We start from the raw sequence: 15853 nt of genomic DNA, 5'->3' as shown, positions 1-15853 counted from the left end.
CGCAGTGCGCGACGGGGCATTCGACGAACAGCCTGAGACTTACTCGGCCTTCGCCTCGGCGGGTGCCTCGGTGGTCTCCTCGGCCGGAGCCTCGGTGGTCTCCTCGACGGGAGCCTCACTGGTCTCCTCGGCGGGAGCCCCGGTGGTCTCCTCGGCGACCGGAGCAGCGGGCTTCTCGGCCTTCGGCTTCGGCGACACCGGCTCGAGCACGAGCTCGATCACGGCGAGCGGCGCACGGTCGCCCTTGCGGAAACCGGTCTTGACGATGCGCGTGTAGCCGCCTTCGCGGTTCTCGACGAGCGGTGCGATCTCGGTGAAGAGCTCGTGCACGACCGACTTGTCGAGGATCTGACGCATCACGCGACGGCGCGAGTGCAGGTCGCCGCGCTTCGCGAAGGTCACGAGACGCTCTGCGACGGGCTGCAGGCGCTTCGCCTTGGTCTCCGTCGTCTGGATCCGCTTGTGCTCGAAGAGCTGCGATGCCAGCTGGTTCAGCATCAGACGCTCGTGTGCGGGGCCGCCTCCGAGGCGGGGGCCCTTGTTGGGCTTGGGCATTATTTACTCCAGTAGATGTGCGGTCGGGCTGACAGTGCCGAACCGTTAGTTGTTGTCGTCTTCGTAGCTGTAGAACTGCGCGCCGTCGAACCCGGGCACCGCATCCTTGAGCGAGAGGCCCATCTCGGTGAGCTTGTCGCGCACCTCGAATACCGACTTCTGGCCGAAGTTGCGAATGTTCATCAGCTGCGCCTCGGAGAGCGCGACCAGTTCGCTCACCGTGTTAATGCCCTCGCGCTTGAGGCAGTTGTAGCTGCGCACCGAGAGATCGAGGTCCTCGATCGGGATCGAGAGCTCGCCCTCTGCGACGACCTCGACCGGCGCGGGGCCGATCTCGACGCCCTCGGCGGCGGTGTTCAGCTCTCGCGCGAGCCCGAAGAGCTCGACGAGGGTGGACCCGGCCGAAGCGATCGCGTCTCGCGGGGAGATCGCGGGCTTCGACTCGACGTCGACCACGAGGCGGTCGAAGTCGGTGCGCTCACCCGCACGCGTCGCCTCGACGCGGTAGGTGACCTTGAGCACCGGCGAGTAGATCGAGTCGACCGGGATGCGGCCGACCTCGGCGTCCTCGTTGCGGTTCTGAGCGGCGGAGACGTATCCGCGGCCGCGCTCGATCGTCAGCTCGAGCTCGAACTGCGCCGAGTCGCTGAGCGTCGCGATGACGAGCTCGGGGTTGTGCACCTCGACGCCCGCCGGTGCGGAGATGTCGGCGGCGGTGATCTCACCGGCGCCGGTCTTCCGCAGGTAGGCGGTGATGGGCTCGTCGTGCTCGCTCGAGACGACGAGATCCTTGATGTTGAGGATGATCTCGGTGACGTCCTCGGTCACGCCCGGGATGGTCGTGAACTCGTGGGCGACGCCCTCGAAGCGCACGCTCGTGACGGCCGCGCCGGGAATCGACGACAGCAGGGTACGACGCAGCGAGTTGCCGAGCGTGTAGCCGAAGCCGGGCTCGAGCGGCTCGATGGCGAAACGCGAACGGAACTCGGAGATCGATTCTTCAGTCAGAGTGGGTCGCTGTGCAATCAGCACGGTGTGTGATCCTTTCGCTGGAGTCCGCTATATGACTCATGCGGTATCGGGATGAAGTGGGCTGAAGCGCCGGCCGCAGCCGACGCTGGGAATGACGGATCGCCGCTCGAGAGCGGCAGCCGCGCCGGCCGAAGCCGGCGCGACTCACCGATCACACGCGGCGACGCTTCGGCGGACGGCACCCGTTGTGCGTCTGCGGGGTGACGTCGTTGATCGAACCCACCTCGAGGCCGGCGGCCTGCAGCGAGCGGATCGCGGTCTCGCGGCCCGAGCCCGGTCCCTTGACGAAGATGTCGACCTTCTTCATGCCGTGCTCCTGCGCCTTGCGGGCAGCGGACTCGGCGGCCAGCTGAGCGGCGAACGGGGTCGACTTGCGCGAGCCCTTGAAGCCGACTCCGCCGGAGGAGGCCCAGCTGATCACGGCACCCGTGGTGTCGGTGATCGAGACGATCGTGTTGTTGAAGGTCGACTTGATGTGGGCCTGGCCCACGGCGACATTCTTCTTGTCCTTGCGACGCGGCTTGCGAGCCGCGGTCTTTGGTGCAGCCATTGAGTGTTCTCCTGAAAAGCTCTGTGTGGTGGTCTAACGAACCGGCGTTACTTCTTCTTGCCGGCGACGGTGCGCTTCGGGCCCTTGCGGGTACGAGCGTTCGTCTTGGTGCGCTGACCGTGCACAGGCAGGCCCTTACGGTGGCGGAGCCCCTGGTAGCTGCCGATCTCGACCTTGCGGCGGATGTCGGCTGCGACCTCGCGGCGCAGATCGCCCTCGACCTTGAAGTTGCCCTCGATGTAGTCGCGGAGCGCGACCAGCTGGTCGTCCGACAGGTCCTTCACGCGGATGTTGCCGTCGATGTTCGTGTCGGCGAGGGTCTTGAGTGCGCTGGTGCGCCCAACGCCGTAGATGTAGGTGAGTGCGATCTCAACGCGCTTGTCGCGTGGGATGTCGACTCCTGCGAGACGTGCCATGTTGGCTCTCCTTGCGGATCGTGGAGGTGTGGTGCGCATCGGGGGTTCGGGCCTCCGGCCCGAGGTGTCCCCCGCTCGTGATCGAGGTGAGCCTTCGGCTCATCGCGGCTCTCGCACGGACGCTGCGCGTCCGATGGGATGAGACCCGCGCGGGTTCTTCGATGCGCTGGATCGGTTATTCAGTTGTGTGTTCTGCGGAGCCGCCGGCGGCGACCGGGCCTCAGCCCTGGCGCTGCTTGTGGCGCGGGTTGCTCTTGCAGATCACCATGACGCGTCCGTGGCGACGGATGACCTTGCAGTGATCGCAGATCGGCTTGACGCTGGGATTGACCTTCATGATGGTTCCTTCGTGTGTATCGCTGTCCTCGTACTCGCAGAGTGCCGCGAGTCGTTACTTCCCAGCGACCTACTTGTAGCGGTAGACGATGCGGCCGCGGGTCAGATCGTAGGGCGTCAGCTCGACGATCACGCGATCCTCGGGGAGGATGCGGATGTAGTGCTGGCGCATTTTGCCCGAGATGTGAGCGAGCACTTTATGTCCGTTGGTCAGCTCGACGCGGAACATCGCGTTCGGCAGAGCCTCGACGATGTGTCCCTCGATCTCGATGACGCCGTCTTTCTTCGCCATAGCCTCACTATCGCTTGCGTAGGTGTACTGGTCATGCGAATGCTCAGCCGCTGCGTCTCCGACCGATCCGAATCGAGCCGGAGCGAACGCAAAAGCAGGCGCAAAGCACCAATGATCAAGAGTACTCGGCGTGTCGGCTTTTGTAAAGCTCGGCGCGTCTCCATCGGCGAGGCGCGCCGGCGAGCGCGGTCACGGGATCGGAACGGGGCGCACGCCGAGCGGCTCCAGGCCGCTCGCGCCGCCGTCCGCTGCGGTGAGCACCCAGATGCCCCGTTCGTGCACGGCGACGGTGTGCTCCCACTGGGCGCTCATCGAGCCGTCCGCGATCGTCACCGTCCAATCGTCGTCCTCGACGACGGTGTCGATGCCGCCCGCGGAGATGATGGGCTCGATGGCGACCACCAGCCCCGGTTTGACCTCGGGCCCGCGACGGCGCACCGGTACGTTGAACACCGGCGGATCCTCGTGCATGCTGCGGCCGATCCCGTGGCCGATGTAGTCCTCGAGCACGCCGAAGTCGCTGCGCGAGCGCACGTAGCCGGCGACCGCCTCCCCCACCTCGTTGAGGTGCGCGGCCGAGGCGAGCCGCGCGATCCCGCGCCACATCGCCTGCTCGGTGACGTCGCTGAGCCGCTGATTCGCCGCAGTGCGCTCCGGGTCGGCGTGATCGGGCAGCACCGCGGTGAACGCCGAGTCGCCGTGCCACCCGTCGACCACGGCGCCGGCGTCGAGAGCGACGATGTCGCCCGGCTCGAGCGGCCGATCGGTCGGGATGGCGTGCACCACGTGCTGATTCACGTTCGCGCAGATGGTGTGGCGGTACCCGGGCTCGAGCATGAAGTTCGGCGCTCCGCCGCGCTCGCGAATGGCCCGCTCAGCGATCGCGTCGAGTTCGAGCGGCGTCACGCCCGGCGCCACCGCCGCGCGCATCTGCTCGAGCGCCGCGGCGGTCGCAAGACCCGGCTCGATCATCAGGCGCAGCTGCGCGGGCGACTTGTAGATCGAACGTCGCAGCAGACCTCGACGGGCCAACGGCTACTGCCCGACTCGGGCGCTCAGCTTCGCCGACAGGCCGGCGGCGATCCGCTCCGAGACCTCGTCGATCGTGCCGAGCCCGTCGACGGCGACGAGGATGCCCCGCTCCGAGAACAGCTCGATGAGGGGCGCCGTCTGCGCGGCGTACACGTCCTGGCGGTGCCGGATGACCTCTTCGGTGTCGTCGGCGCGCCCCTCGAGCGCTGCGCGCTTCAGCAGGCGGGCGATGACCTCCTCGGGGTCCGCTTCGAGCAGCACGACGGCGTCGAGCGACTCGCCGCTCAGCATGCCGTCGAGCGCGTGCACCTGCTCGACCGTGCGCGGGTACCCGTCGAGCAGGAACCCCGACGCGGCGTCGGCCTGCGCGAGCCGGTCGGCGACGATCTCATTGGTGAGCGCGTCGGGCACGAGCTCGCCCTGCTCGATGATGGCCTGCACCTGCTTGCCGAGCTCCGTGCCGCCCTGGATGTTCGCGCGGAAGATGTCGCCCGTCGAGATCGCGGGCACGCCGTAGCGCTCGGCGATCCGGCCGGCCTGCGTGCCCTTGCCGGCGCCGGGAGGCCCGATGATGAGCAGACGTGCGGTGGTGGCTTCGGTCACTTGAGGAGCCCTTCGTAGTGGCGCTGCTGCAGCTGCGCGTCGATCTGCTTCACCGTCTCGAGGCCCACGCCCACGATGATGAGGATCGACGCTCCGCCGAACGGGAAGTTCTGGTTCGCCCCGAAGAACGACAGCGCGATGAGCGGGAGCAGGGCGATGACGCCGAGGTAGAGCGAACCTGCGCTCGTGATGCGGGTGAGCACGTAGTTGAGGTACTCGGCGGTCGGGCGCCCGGCGCGGATTCCCGGGATGAAGCCGCCGTACTGCTTCATGTTGTCGGAGACCTCTTCGGGGTTGAACGTGATCTGCACGTAGAAGAAGGTGAACCCGATGACGAGCAGGAAGAAGACGAGCATGTAGACCGGCTGGTCGCCGTAGACCAGGTTGTTCTGGATCCACACGACCCAGGGCTTCGGGTCCTCGCCGATCTGCGGCTGGTTGAACTGCGTGATCAGCATGGGCAGGTACAGGATCGCCGAGGCGAAGATCACGGGGATGACGCCCGCCATGTTCACCTTGATCGGGATGTAGGTGCTGCTGCCGCCGTAGGTGCGACGCCCCACCACGCGCTTCGCGTACTGCACCGGGATGCGCCGCTGCGACTGCTCGACGAAGACGACCGCCGCCACGACGAGCAGGCCGACGGCGAGCACGATGAAGAAGACCTCCCAGCCGCGCGACTCCTTGATGATCCACATGGCGCCGGGGAAGGTCGCCGCGATCGACGTGAAGATGAGGAGCGACATGCCGTTGCCGACGCCGCGCTCGGTGATGAGCTCGCCGAACCACATGATGAGACCCGTTCCCGCGGTCATCGTGATGATCATGATGAGCACGGCCCACCATTCCTGGGAGACCAGGTTCTGGCACGCCTGGTTGGCCGCGGCGCCGAACAGCTGGCCCGAGCGGGCGACCGTGATGAGCGTGGTGGACTGCAGGATCGCGAGGGCGATCGTCAGGTAGCGGGTGTACTGCGTGAGCTTGGCTTGACCGGCCTGGCCCTCCTTGTGCAGCGCCTCGAAGTGCGGGATCACGACGCGCAGGAGCTGGGTGATGATCGACGCCGTGATGTAGGGCATGATGCCGAGGGCGAAGATCGACAGCTGCAGCAGCGCGCCGCCGCTGAAGAGGTTGATCATGTCGTACAGACCGGAGCTGCCCTGATTCTGGTTTGCCACCAGGCACGCCTGAACGTTGTTGAAGTCGACGAACGGTGCGGGGATGAATGACCCGAGCCGGAACAACGACACGATGGCGAGCGTGAAGACGATCTTCCGCCGCAGATCGGGTGTCCGGAAGATCCGTCCGATGGCGCTGAACAAAATCTGCCTCCTGGAACGTCGTAAGGGGCTTCGCCTACCGACGAGAACCAATTTCTTCAGCCTACACGGCGAGCGCCGCAAGACCGAGCCATCGCCATGAATGGCGGGTGAAACACAACAGCGGGGGTGGGTGGGTACGGCATGCATGCCGTACCCACCGCGCCCCCGCTACTCGGGAGATTCCCGAGGATACTGCTGATCCGAATGGACCGTTACTTCACTGCTCCGCCTGCGGCGACGATCTTCTGCTCCGCGGAGCTCGAGACCTTGTCGACCTGCACGGAGAGCTTTACCTGGAGGTCGCCGTCGCCCAGCACCTTGACGGGCTGGTTCTTGCGCACGGCGCCCTTGGCCACGAGATCCTCGACGGTCACGTCGCCACCCTGCGGGTAGAGCTCTGCGAGCTTCGCGACGTTCACCACCTGGTACTCGGTGCGGAACGGGTTCTTGAACCCGCGCAGCTTCGGGGTGCGCATGTGCAGCGGCATCTGCCCGCCCTCGAAGCCCACCTTGACCTGGTACCGGGCCTTGGTTCCCTTGGTACCGCGGCCCGCGGTCTTGCCCTTCGATGCCTCGCCGCGACCCACGCGGGTCTTGGCCTTCTTGGCACCGGGAGCCGGACGGAGGTGGTGCGCCTTCAGCACCGACTCACGCTCCTCGTTGTTCTCGCTCATGCGTCGATCTCCTCAACCACTACCAGGTGAGCGACCGCGCGAATGTAGCCGCGGTTGGCCTGGGTGTCCTCGCGAACGACCGACTGGCCGATCTTCTTGAGGCCCAAGCTGCGCAGCGTGTCGCGCTGGTTCTGCTTCTCACTGATGACGGACTTCGTCTGCGTAACCTTCAGGCTCTTCGCCATTACGCACCTGCCTTTGCCTTCGCGGCAGCGTCGGCCGCGGCCTTCGCCTCGGCGCGCACGATGCGGGCCGGAGCGACGCGGTCGAAGTCGAGACCGCGGCGAGCTGCGACGGAGCGGGGCTCCTCGAGCTGCTGCAGCGCCTCGACGGTCGCATGCACGATGTTCAGGGTGTTCGACGAGCCGAGCGACTTGCTCAGCACGTCGTGGATGCCGGCGCACTCGAGAACGGCGCGGACCGGACCACCGGCGATGACACCGGTACCGGCTGCAGCCGGACGCAGCAGCACGACGCCGGCTGCGGCCTCGCCCTGCACGGGGTGCGGGATGGTGCTCGCGACGCGGGGGACGCGGAAGAAGTTCTTCTTCGCCTCCTCGACGCCCTTCGCGATCGCGAGGGGCACCTCCTTCGCCTTGCCGTAGCCGACGCCGACGGTGCCGTTGCCATCGCCCACCACGACGAGCGCGGTGAAGCTGAAGCGACGGCCGCCCTTGACGACCTTCGAGACGCGGTTGATGGTGACGACGCGCTCGAGGAACTGGCTCTCGTTGCGGTCGCGGCCGCCGCGCTCGTTGCGGGTGCCGCGATCGCGGCTTCCGCGACGCTGCTCGCGCGGCTCGTTGCGGTGATCCTGAGCCGGAGCGGCCTGCGCGGCCGTCGTCTCAGACTGGGCCTCTGCAGACACTTGCTGCTCCTTCGTTTCGTTGCTCACAGGGTCAGCCCTCCTTCACGAGCGCCATCGGCGATCGCGGCGACGCGACCGGCGTACTTGCTCCCGCCGCGGTCGAAGACCACTGCGTCGATGCCAGCGCCCTTGGCGCGCTCGGCGACGAGTTCGCCGACCTTGCGTGCCTTGGCGGTCTTGTCACCGTCGAACGAGCGGAGGTCGGCTTCCATGGTGGAGGCCGATGCGAGGGTGAGACCCTTGGAATCGTCGACGACCTGTACGAAGACGTGGCGCGACGAGCGGTTGACGACGAGACGGGGGCGGACCTCCGTGCCGACGATCTTCTTGCGCAGGCGGGTGTGGCGGCGAACGCGCGCAGCCGACCGACCCTTAGCCCGGGATACTGAAGCGGCCATGGGTTACTTACCAGCCTTTCCTGCCTTGCGACGGACGACCTCGCCCGCGTAGCGAATGCCCTTGCCCTTGTAGGGCTCCGGCTTCTTCAGCTTGCGGATGTTGGCTGCGGCTTCGCCGACAGCCTGCTTCGAGATCCCGCTGACGGTGATCTTGGTGTTGCCCTCGACCGCGAGCGTGATCCCCTCGGGGGCCTCGACGCTGACCGGGTGCGAGAAGCCGAGCGCGAGCTCCAGGCCCGAGCCCTTCTGCTGCACGCGGTATCCCGTGCCGACGACCTCGAGCTGCTTCGAGTAGCCCTCGGTGACACCGATGATGTTGTTGTTGATGAGCGTGCGGCTCAGGCCGTGCAGCGCTCGGGAGTCGCGCTCGTCGTTCGGACGGGTGACGAGTACCTGTCCGTCTTCGAGAGCGACGCGGATGGGCTCTGCGACGACGAGCGAGAGCTCGCCCTTCGCGCCCTTGACCGTGACCTTCTGGCCGTCGATCTTGACATCTACACCGCCGGGAACGGCGATGGGAAGCTTACCAATACGTGACATGACGCGTTACCACACGTAGGCGAGGACTTCCCCGCCGACGCCCTTCTGCTCGGCCTCGCGGTCGGTCAGCAGACCGGAGGAGGTGGACAGGATCGCGATGCCGAGTCCGCCGAGCACGCTCGGGATCTCGGTCGAGCCCGCGTACACGCGAAGGCCGGGCTTGGAGACCCGCTTGATGCCCTCGATGGAACGCTCGCGGTTCGGGCCGTACTTCAGGGACATGGTGATGGTCGTGCCGACGCGCGCCGCCTCGACCTTCCAGTCCTGGATGTAGCCCTCGCGCTTGAGGATCTCAGCGATCCGCTCCTTCAGCTTCGAGCCGGGGAGCGAAACGTCGTCATGATGCGCAGAGTTTGCGTTGCGCAGCCGGGTGAGCATGTCTGCTACCGGATCAGTCATCGTCATGAGTGACTCTTTCTTTCTCGCCTGGTTTCATACGTCGGTACACCGCCGCATGACCTGGGTGACACACGGATTGGGTGCCCGGGAAATCCCGGGCACCCTCACCGTTTGGACTATTCAGTTATTCCGACTTGAACGGGAAACCGAGCGCGCGAAGCAGCGCACGGCCCTCATCGTCGGTCTTGGCGGTGGTCACGACAGTGATGTCGAAGCCACGCACGCGATCAATCTTATCCTGATCGATCTCGTGGAACACACTCTGCTCGGTCAACCCGAAGGTGTAGTTGCCGTTTCCGTCGAACTGACGCGGCGACAGCCCGCGGAAATCGCGGATGCGCGGCAGTGCGAGGTTCACGAGACGGTCGAGGAACTCCCACGACCGATCGCCGCGAAGCGTGACGTGAGCACCGATGGCCTGGCCCTCGCGCAGCTTGAACTGCGCGATGGACTTGCGGGCCTTCGTGACCATCGGCTTCTGGCCGGTGATCTTCACGAGATCGGCGATCGCACCCTCGATGACCTTGCTATCGCGAGCGGCCTCGCCGACACCCGTGTTCACGACGACCTTGACGACGCCGGGAACCTGCATGATGTTGGCGTAGCCGAACTCCTCGCGGAGCTGCGGAACGATCTCGGAGCGGTACTTCTGCTTCAGGCGGGGCTGAGCGGTGGTCGCTGCAGTCTCGGTCATGCGAGATCCTTCCCGGACTTCTTCGCGAAACGAACGCGAACCGTCTTCTTCTTGCCGTCCTTCTCGACCTCTTCGACGCGGAATCCGACGCGGGTCGGCTTCTTCGTCTCGGGGTCGACGACTGCGACGTTGGACACATGGATCGGAGCCTCGACGGTCTCGATGCCACCCTCGCGGGTGCCACGGTCCGACTGGCCGACGCGTGCGTGCTTGGTGACGTAGTTCACGCCCTCCACCACGACGCGGTCGGTGTCGGAGAGAACCTCGATCACTCGACCCTGCTTGCCCTTGTAGCCGCCGCGCTCCTGCGACGGGCCAGAGATGACCTCGACGAGGTCACCCTTCTTGATCTTTGCGCCCATAGGACTAGATCACCTCCGGTGCGAGCGAGACGATCTTCATGAACCGCTTGTCGCGGAGTTCACGTCCGACCGGCCCGAAGATGCGGGTGCCGCGGGGCTCCCCGTCGGCCTTGAGGATAACGGCGGCGTTCTCGTCGAACGCGATGTACGAACCGTCCACGCGACGGGTCGACTTGCGGGTCCGGACGATGACGGCCTTGACCACATCGCCCTTCTTGACGTTGCCACCGGGGATCGCGTCCTTGACGGTCGCAACGATCGTGTCGCCGAGACCGGCGTAACGACGCTTCGAGCCACCGAGGACACGGATCGTGAGCAACTCCTTGGCGCCGCTGTTGTCGGCCACCTTGAGTCGGGATTCCTGCTGAATCACTTGCTACTCCTTCACTGAGTAAGCCCGAGGGCTTACTTCGCCTTCTCGAGGACCTCGACCAGACGCCAGCGCTTCGAAGCGCTCAGCGGCCGGGTCTCGTGGATGAGCACGAGATCGCCGATGCCGGCCGTGTTCTGCTCGTCGTGGGCCTTGACCTTCGACGAACGACGCAGCACCTTGCCGTACAGCGGGTGCTTCACGCGATCCTCGACCTCGACGACGATGGTCTTCTCCATCTTGTCGCTGACGACGTATCCGCGGCGAGCCTTACGGTAGCCGCGCTGTTCCTTCTCGACCTCAGCCATGTTCAGGCCTCCTTCGTCTCAGCGGCGGCATCCGCCTGCTCGGTCTTCTTGCTGCTCTTCTTCGCCTTCGCGGGCGCAGCAGCCGGGGTGGCACGAATGCCGAGCTCGCGCTCGCGCAGCACGGTGTAGATGCGAGCGATGTCGCGCTTCACCTGGCGGACGCGACCGTGGCTCTCCAGCTGGCCCGTGGCCGACTGGAAACGAAGGTTGAAGAGCTCGCCCTTCGCCTTCTTCAGTTCTTCTGCCAGTCGCTCGTTCTCGAAGCTATCGAGCTCGGTGATGGCCAGTTCCTTGGTACCGATCGCCATTACGCGTCGCCCTCCTCGCGCTTGATAATGCGGGCCTTGAGCGGCAGCTTGTGAATGGCGCGGGTGAGCGCCTCACGAGCGAGCTGCTCATCGACACCGGCGACCTCGAAGAGGACGCGGCCCGGCTTGACATTGGCAACCCACCACTCCGGCGAGCCCTTACCCGAGCCCATGCGGGTTTCCGCGGGCTTCTTGGTGAGGGGACGGTCGGGGTAGATGTTGATCCACACCTTGCCGCCGCGCTTGATGTGACGCGTCATCGCGATACGAGCGGACTCGATCTGACGGTTGGTCACGTAAGCGGGGGTCAGCGCCTGGATACCGAACTCGCCGAAGGCGATCTGGTTACCGCCCTTGGACTGGCCGGTACGGCTGGGGTGGTGCTGCTTGCGGTACTTGACTCGACGGGGAATCAGCATGCTTACTTCTCCGCTCCTGCTGCAGCGGGTGCAGCCTCGGCCTGTGCACCACGGGGCGCACGGCGGCGGTCGCCGCGGTCGCGGGACGGCTTCTGGGCCGCCTGCTCGCGGGCGAGTTCCTTGTTGGTCAGGTCGCCCTTGTAGATCCAGACCTTCACGCCGATGCGGCCGAAGGTGGTCTTCGCCTCGTAGAAGCCGTAATCGATGTTCGCGCGGAGCGTGTGCAGCGGCACACGGCCTTCGCGGTAGAACTCCGAGCGGCTCATCTCGGCGCCGCCGAGGCGGCCGGAGACCTGGATGCGGATGCCCTTGGCGCCGGCGCGCTGAGCGCCCTGCAGACCCTTGCGCATCGCGCGGCGGAACGCCACACGAGCAGCGAGCTGCTCGGCGATGCCCTGGGCGACGAGCTGAGCGTCGGCCTCGGGGTTCTTGACCTCGAGGATGTTCAGCTGGATCTGCTTGCCGGTGAGCTTCTCGAGGTCGGCGCGGATGCGCTCGGCCTCGGCGCCGCGGCGACCGATGACGATGCCGGGACGCGCCGAGTGGATGTCCACGCGGACGCGGTCACGGGTGCGCTCGATCTCGACGCGCGAGACGCCCGCACGATCGAGCTGCTTCGTCAGGTGCTGACGGATCTTGATGTCCTCGGCGAGGTAGTCGGCGTAACGCTGACCGGCCTTCGTCGAGTCCGAGAACCAACGCGACACGTGATCGGTGGTGACCCCGAGGCGGAAGCCATAGGGATGAATCTTCTGGCCCATACCTAGGCTCCCTTCTTCACGGCGGCGAGCTCATCAGCCGTCTGCAGCACGATGGTGATGTGGCTGGTGCGCTTGTTGATACGGAATGCGCGGCCCTGTGCGCGGGGGCGGAAACGCTTCAGCGTCGCGCCCTCGTCCACGAAGGCACGAGCCACGACGAGCTCGTCCTCATTGAGACGCAGGTTCTCCTTGTCGGCCTTGACGCGCGCATTCGCGATCGCCGAGGCGACGAGCTTGAAAATCGGCTCCGCTGCGGCCTGGGGGGCGAACTTCAGGATGGCGAGGGCCTCCTGCGCGTTCTTCCCGCGGACCAGGTCAATGACACGACGGGCCTTCTGGGGGGTGATGCGGATATGACGCACGCGTGCGATCGACTCCACCATTTCTCTTCCTCCTTCACGTCACCGCTTAGCGGCGACGGCCCTTCTTGTCGTCCTTCACGTGACCGCGGAAGGTACGCGTGGGCGCGAACTCGCCCAGCTTGTGACCGACCATGGTCTCCGTGACGAACACGGGGATGTGCTTCCGACCGTCGTGCACCGCGATGGTGTGACCCAGCATCGCCGGGATGATCATCGAGCGGCGCGACCAGGTCTTGATCACGTTCTTGGAACCGGCTTCGTTCTGGACAATCACCTTGTTCAACAGGTGGTTGTCGACGAAGGGGCCCTTCTTGAGACTACGAGGCATCTTCTACTCTCTCCTACCTGTCGACTAACGCTTCTTGCCAGCGTTACGGCGACGCACGATGAGCTTGTCGCTTTCCTTGTTCGGATGGCGCGTGCGGCCTTCCTTCTGGCCCCAGGGGCTGACCGGATGACGTCCACCGGAGGTGCGGCCTTCGCCACCGCCGTGCGGGTGATCGACCGGGTTCATGACGACACCGCGCACGGTCGGGCGGACGCCCTTCCAGCGCATGCGGCCGGCCTTGCCCCAGTTGATGTTCGACTGCTCGGCGTTGCCCACCTCGCCGACGGTCGCGCGGCAGCGCGCGTCGACGTTGCGGATCTCGCCCGAGGGCAGACGCAGCTGGGCGTAGGGGCCGTCCTTCGCCACGAGGCGGACCGAAGCGCCGGCGGAACGAGCGAGCTTCGCTCCCCCGCCCGGCTTCAGCTCGATGGCGTGGATGACGGTACCGGTCGGGATGTTGCGCAGCGGCAGGTTGTTGCCCGGCTTGATATCCGCGCCGGCGCCCGACTCGATGATGTCGCCCTGCTTCAGCTTGTTCGGGGCGATGATGTAACGCTTCGTGCCGTCCACGAAGTGCAGCAGCGCGATGCGCGCCGTGCGGTTCGGGTCGTACTCGATGTGCGCGACCTTGGCGTTCACGCCGTCCTTGTCATGACGACGGAAGTCGATGACGCGGTACTGGCGCTTGTGGCCACCACCGATGTGACGGGTGGTGATCCGGCCCTGGTTGTTGCGGCCGCCGGTCTTGGGGAGCGGGCGGAGCAGCGACTTCTCAGGCGTCGAGCGGGTGATTTCAGCGAAATCAGCAACGCTCGAGCCGCGACGACCCGGGGTCGTCGGCTTGTACTTGCGAATTGCCATGATGTGTTCCTCTTCGCCCCTTCTACAGCGCAGCCGTGAAGATGTCGATGGAGCCCGACTTCAGGGTGACGATCGCGCGCTTCGTGTCCTTGCGCTTGCCCAGGCCGAACTTGGTGCGGCGGGACTTGCCCTTGCGGGTCAGCGTGCGGACCTTGGCGACCTTCACATTGAAGACCTCCTCGACGGCGAGCTTGATCTCGGTCTTGTTCGACTCCGGCTGCACCTCGAAGGTGTACTGGCCGTTGGCGTCGATGAGACCGTAGCTCTTCTCCGAGACGATCGGGCGGATGATGACGTCGTGTGCGGACTTGTTCAAGCTCACTTCGTGTCCTCCTGAGCGGCACGGCCATCGACGAACGCGTCGAAGGCGGCCTTGGTGAAGACGAGATCGTCGCTGACGACCACGTCGTAGGCGTTGAGCTGATCCTGGAACAGCACGTGGACGTGCGCCAGGTTGCGAACGCTGAGCGCCGTCAGCTCATCCTCACGGGTGATGACCACGAGCACGCGCTTGCCCGGCGCCACCGACGCGAGGAACTCGCGAGCGGCCTTGGTGCTGGGCTTGTCGGCGATGCCGAACGTCTCGACGACGTGCAGGCGGTTCGCGCGGGCGCGATCCGAGAGCAGGCCGCGAAGTGCAGCAGCGATCATCTTCTTGGGGGTGCGCTGAGCGTAGTCGCGCGGCACGGGGCCGTGCACGACGCCGCCGCCGCGGTGCTCGGGAGCGCGCACCGAACCCTGACGGGCGCGGCCGGTGCCCTTCTGCTTGAACGGCTTGACGCCCGAACCGGAGACCTCGCCGCGGTTCTTGGTCTTGTGCGTTCCCTGACGCGCAGCGGCGAGCTGAGCGGTGACCACCTGGTGGATCAGCGGGATGTTGGGGTCGACGCCGAAGATGGTCTCGGGAAGATCAACCGACCCGGCCTTCTTGCCCTGTGCGTCGAACACCTCGAGCTTGGTAGCGGTAGCCATGAACTACGCCCCCTTCACTGCGTTGCGAACGAATACGAGACGACCGCGCGCGCCGGGAACCGCACCCTTGACCAGGATGAGCCCCTTCTCGGCGTCGACCGCCTGCACGGTGAGGTTCTGCACGGTGACGCGCTCGCCGCCCATGCGACCGGGCATGCGCTGACCGCGGAAGACGCGGCCGGGAGTGGCTGCGCCACCGATCGAGCCGGGCTTGCGGTGGTTGCGGTGCGCGCCGTGCGATGCGCTGACGCCCTTGAAGTTGTGACGCTTCATGGCGCCGGCGAAGCCCTTGCCCTTCGACGTGCCGACGACGTCGATCAGCTGACCGGCCTCGAAGGTGCCGTCGACGGTGAGCTCCTGGCCCAGCGAGTACTCCGACGCGTCGGAGGTGCGCACCTCGGTGAGGTGGCGGCGCGGCGTGACGCCGGCCTTCTCGAAGTGACCGGCCGTGGGCTTGTTCACCTTGCGGGGGTCGATCTGACCTGCGGCGATCTGCACGGCGCTGTAGCCGTCGACCTCAGCGGTGCGGATCTGGGTGACGACGTTCGGCGCCACCTCGATGACGGTGACGGGAACGACGTTGCCGTTCTCGTCCCAGACCTGCGTCATACCGAGCTTGGTGCCCAGAAGACCCTTCACGTTGCGTACTACTGACATTTCCGGATCCCCCCTTAGAGCTTGATCTCGATGTTGACGTCGGCAGGCAGATCGAGACGCATGAGCGAATCGACGGCCTTCGGGGTGGGATCGACGATGTCGATCAGGCGCTTGTGCGTGCGCTTCTCGAAGTGCTCGCGGCTGTCCTTGTACTTGTGGGGCGAACGGATCACTGCGATCACGTTCTTCTCCGTGGGGAGCGGCACGGGGCCGATCACGGTCGCACCCGCGCGGGTCACCGTGTCGACGATCTTGCGTGCGGAGCTGTCGATGACCTCGTGGTCATACGACTTCAGTCGGATGCGGATCTTCTGTCCCGCCATGTGACTCTCTACTTTCTACTTGCGTCGTACCGCTCCCCCGAGGGATCGCGGCATTGGACGTCTTACGTACCAGCGCCCTGGCTGCAGCGCTTGCGCGCTTCGTGCTGGGTC

29 protein-coding genes are annotated in these 15853 nt (G+C 65.9%); all 29 read right to left on the bottom strand.

The genetic code is table 11. The annotated features are described in order from the left end of the window. Nucleotides 1–39: 39 nt before the first annotated feature. The gene (gene rplQ, locus BLT44_RS13865) at nucleotides 40–555 is read right to left on the bottom strand and encodes a 50S ribosomal protein L17 (RefSeq protein ID WP_029608232.1); all 516 of its coding nucleotides are present in this window, start codon (nucleotides 553–555) and stop codon (nucleotides 40–42) included. 45 nt (nucleotides 556–600) lie between these two features. Continuing rightward, nucleotides 601–1587: a DNA-directed RNA polymerase subunit alpha gene (locus BLT44_RS13860; RefSeq protein ID WP_010156424.1), complete on the bottom strand. Its 987-nt coding sequence runs from the start codon at nucleotides 1585–1587 to the stop codon at nucleotides 601–603. Nucleotides 1588–1738: 151 nt separating this feature from the next. Then, entirely contained in the window at nucleotides 1739–2137 is a 399-nt protein-coding gene (rpsK, locus tag BLT44_RS13855; protein WP_010156423.1) for a 30S ribosomal protein S11, read from the bottom strand. Between the two features lie 47 nt (nucleotides 2138–2184). Beyond that, nucleotides 2185–2553, bottom strand: a complete 369-nt coding sequence (gene rpsM, locus BLT44_RS13850) for a 30S ribosomal protein S13 (RefSeq protein ID WP_010156422.1) — start codon at nucleotides 2551–2553, stop codon at nucleotides 2185–2187. A 220-nt stretch (nucleotides 2554–2773) separates the two neighbouring features. Then, entirely contained in the window at nucleotides 2774–2890 is a 117-nt protein-coding gene (rpmJ, locus tag BLT44_RS13845; protein WP_005050492.1) for a 50S ribosomal protein L36, read from the bottom strand. Nucleotides 2891–2959: 69 nt separating this feature from the next. Beyond that, the gene (gene infA / locus BLT44_RS13840) at nucleotides 2960–3181 is read right to left on the bottom strand and encodes a translation initiation factor IF-1 (RefSeq protein ID WP_010156420.1); all 222 of its coding nucleotides are present in this window, start codon (nucleotides 3179–3181) and stop codon (nucleotides 2960–2962) included. 189 nt (nucleotides 3182–3370) lie between these two features. Then, nucleotides 3371–4213 carry a type I methionyl aminopeptidase gene (gene map, locus BLT44_RS13835; RefSeq protein WP_010156419.1) on the bottom strand — a complete coding sequence of 281 codons (843 nt, stop codon included), beginning with the start codon at nucleotides 4211–4213 and terminating at the stop codon, nucleotides 3371–3373. A gap of 3 nt (nucleotides 4214–4216) precedes the next feature. Then, the gene (locus BLT44_RS13830; RefSeq protein ID WP_010156418.1) at nucleotides 4217–4816 is read right to left on the bottom strand and encodes an adenylate kinase; all 600 of its coding nucleotides are present in this window, start codon (nucleotides 4814–4816) and stop codon (nucleotides 4217–4219) included. Continuing rightward, a complete protein-coding gene (gene secY / locus BLT44_RS13825; protein ID WP_010156417.1) occupies nucleotides 4813–6138 on the bottom strand; it encodes a preprotein translocase subunit SecY in 1326 nt (441 codons plus the stop codon). The genes BLT44_RS13830 and secY overlap by 4 nt, the downstream gene beginning before the upstream one ends. A gap of 212 nt (nucleotides 6139–6350) precedes the next feature. After that, a complete protein-coding gene (gene rplO / locus BLT44_RS13820) occupies nucleotides 6351–6812 on the bottom strand; it encodes a 50S ribosomal protein L15 (protein WP_010156416.1) in 462 nt (153 codons plus the stop codon). Further along, complete coding sequence (gene rpmD / locus BLT44_RS13815; protein ID WP_010156415.1) at nucleotides 6809–6997, bottom strand: 50S ribosomal protein L30; 189 nt, start codon at nucleotides 6995–6997, stop codon at nucleotides 6809–6811. Before rpmD ends, rplO begins: the two co-directional genes overlap by 4 nt. Beyond that, the gene (gene rpsE, locus BLT44_RS13810) at nucleotides 6997–7707 is read right to left on the bottom strand and encodes a 30S ribosomal protein S5 (protein ID WP_010156413.1); all 711 of its coding nucleotides are present in this window, start codon (nucleotides 7705–7707) and stop codon (nucleotides 6997–6999) included. The genes rpmD and rpsE overlap by 1 nt, the downstream gene beginning before the upstream one ends. After that, on the bottom strand, nucleotides 7704–8078 hold the full coding sequence (gene rplR, locus BLT44_RS13805) for a 50S ribosomal protein L18 (protein ID WP_010156412.1): 375 nt from the start codon (nucleotides 8076–8078) through the stop codon (nucleotides 7704–7706). The genes rpsE and rplR overlap by 4 nt, the downstream gene beginning before the upstream one ends. A 3-nt stretch (nucleotides 8079–8081) precedes the next feature. Next, on the bottom strand, nucleotides 8082–8618 hold the full coding sequence (gene rplF, locus BLT44_RS13800; protein ID WP_010156410.1) for a 50S ribosomal protein L6: 537 nt from the start codon (nucleotides 8616–8618) through the stop codon (nucleotides 8082–8084). Nucleotides 8619–8624: 6 nt separating this feature from the next. After that, nucleotides 8625–9023, bottom strand: coding sequence for a 30S ribosomal protein S8 (rpsH, locus tag BLT44_RS13795; protein WP_010156409.1), 399 nt, complete (start codon nucleotides 9021–9023; stop codon nucleotides 8625–8627). Between the two features lie 118 nt (nucleotides 9024–9141). Continuing rightward, nucleotides 9142–9711, bottom strand: coding sequence for a 50S ribosomal protein L5 (gene rplE, locus BLT44_RS13790; protein ID WP_010156408.1), 570 nt, complete (start codon nucleotides 9709–9711; stop codon nucleotides 9142–9144). Then, nucleotides 9708–10073 (bottom strand): 50S ribosomal protein L24, encoded by a 366-nt coding sequence (rplX, locus tag BLT44_RS13785; protein ID WP_010156407.1) that lies wholly within the window; start codon nucleotides 10071–10073, stop codon nucleotides 9708–9710. The genes rplE and rplX overlap by 4 nt, the downstream gene beginning before the upstream one ends. A 4-nt stretch (nucleotides 10074–10077) precedes the next feature. Beyond that, the gene (rplN, locus tag BLT44_RS13780) at nucleotides 10078–10446 is read right to left on the bottom strand and encodes a 50S ribosomal protein L14 (RefSeq protein WP_010156406.1); all 369 of its coding nucleotides are present in this window, start codon (nucleotides 10444–10446) and stop codon (nucleotides 10078–10080) included. Nucleotides 10447–10478: 32 nt separating this feature from the next. Next, nucleotides 10479–10751: a 30S ribosomal protein S17 gene (rpsQ, locus tag BLT44_RS13775; protein WP_010156405.1), complete on the bottom strand. Its 273-nt coding sequence runs from the start codon at nucleotides 10749–10751 to the stop codon at nucleotides 10479–10481. A gap of 2 nt (nucleotides 10752–10753) precedes the next feature. Next, nucleotides 10754–11059, bottom strand: coding sequence for a 50S ribosomal protein L29 (gene rpmC, locus BLT44_RS13770; RefSeq protein ID WP_010156404.1), 306 nt, complete (start codon nucleotides 11057–11059; stop codon nucleotides 10754–10756). Beyond that, nucleotides 11059–11478 carry a 50S ribosomal protein L16 gene (gene rplP, locus BLT44_RS13765; protein ID WP_010156403.1) on the bottom strand — a complete coding sequence of 140 codons (420 nt, stop codon included), beginning with the start codon at nucleotides 11476–11478 and terminating at the stop codon, nucleotides 11059–11061. Before rplP ends, rpmC begins: the two co-directional genes overlap by 1 nt. Nucleotides 11479–11480: 2 nt before the next feature. Then, entirely contained in the window at nucleotides 11481–12239 is a 759-nt protein-coding gene (gene rpsC, locus BLT44_RS13760; RefSeq protein ID WP_010156401.1) for a 30S ribosomal protein S3, read from the bottom strand. Between the two features lie 2 nt (nucleotides 12240–12241). Further along, nucleotides 12242–12622 carry a 50S ribosomal protein L22 gene (gene rplV, locus BLT44_RS13755; protein WP_010156400.1) on the bottom strand — a complete coding sequence of 127 codons (381 nt, stop codon included), beginning with the start codon at nucleotides 12620–12622 and terminating at the stop codon, nucleotides 12242–12244. Between the two features lie 25 nt (nucleotides 12623–12647). Continuing rightward, nucleotides 12648–12929, bottom strand: coding sequence for a 30S ribosomal protein S19 (rpsS, locus tag BLT44_RS13750; RefSeq protein ID WP_010156398.1), 282 nt, complete (start codon nucleotides 12927–12929; stop codon nucleotides 12648–12650). A 24-nt stretch (nucleotides 12930–12953) separates the two neighbouring features. After that, nucleotides 12954–13790, bottom strand: coding sequence for a 50S ribosomal protein L2 (rplB, locus tag BLT44_RS13745; RefSeq protein WP_010156397.1), 837 nt, complete (start codon nucleotides 13788–13790; stop codon nucleotides 12954–12956). A 22-nt stretch (nucleotides 13791–13812) separates the two neighbouring features. Then, entirely contained in the window at nucleotides 13813–14112 is a 300-nt protein-coding gene (rplW, locus tag BLT44_RS13740; protein WP_010156396.1) for a 50S ribosomal protein L23, read from the bottom strand. Further along, complete coding sequence (gene rplD / locus BLT44_RS13735) at nucleotides 14109–14762, bottom strand: 50S ribosomal protein L4 (protein ID WP_010156395.1); 654 nt, start codon at nucleotides 14760–14762, stop codon at nucleotides 14109–14111. The genes rplW and rplD overlap by 4 nt, the downstream gene beginning before the upstream one ends. Before the next feature lie 3 nt (nucleotides 14763–14765). Next, complete coding sequence (gene rplC / locus BLT44_RS13730) at nucleotides 14766–15419, bottom strand: 50S ribosomal protein L3 (protein ID WP_010156394.1); 654 nt, start codon at nucleotides 15417–15419, stop codon at nucleotides 14766–14768. Between the two features lie 14 nt (nucleotides 15420–15433). Then, nucleotides 15434–15742 carry a 30S ribosomal protein S10 gene (gene rpsJ / locus BLT44_RS13725; RefSeq protein ID WP_010156393.1) on the bottom strand — a complete coding sequence of 103 codons (309 nt, stop codon included), beginning with the start codon at nucleotides 15740–15742 and terminating at the stop codon, nucleotides 15434–15436. Nucleotides 15743–15853: the final 111 nt, after the last annotated feature.

It is taken from the genome of Leucobacter chromiiresistens, from assembly GCF_900102345.1.
GTDB classification, from domain to species: Bacteria; Actinomycetota; Actinomycetes; order Actinomycetales; family Microbacteriaceae; genus Leucobacter; species Leucobacter chromiiresistens.
The sequence above is the reverse complement of the archived record's forward strand: the minus strand, read 5'-3'. Positions and strand labels throughout refer to the sequence as shown.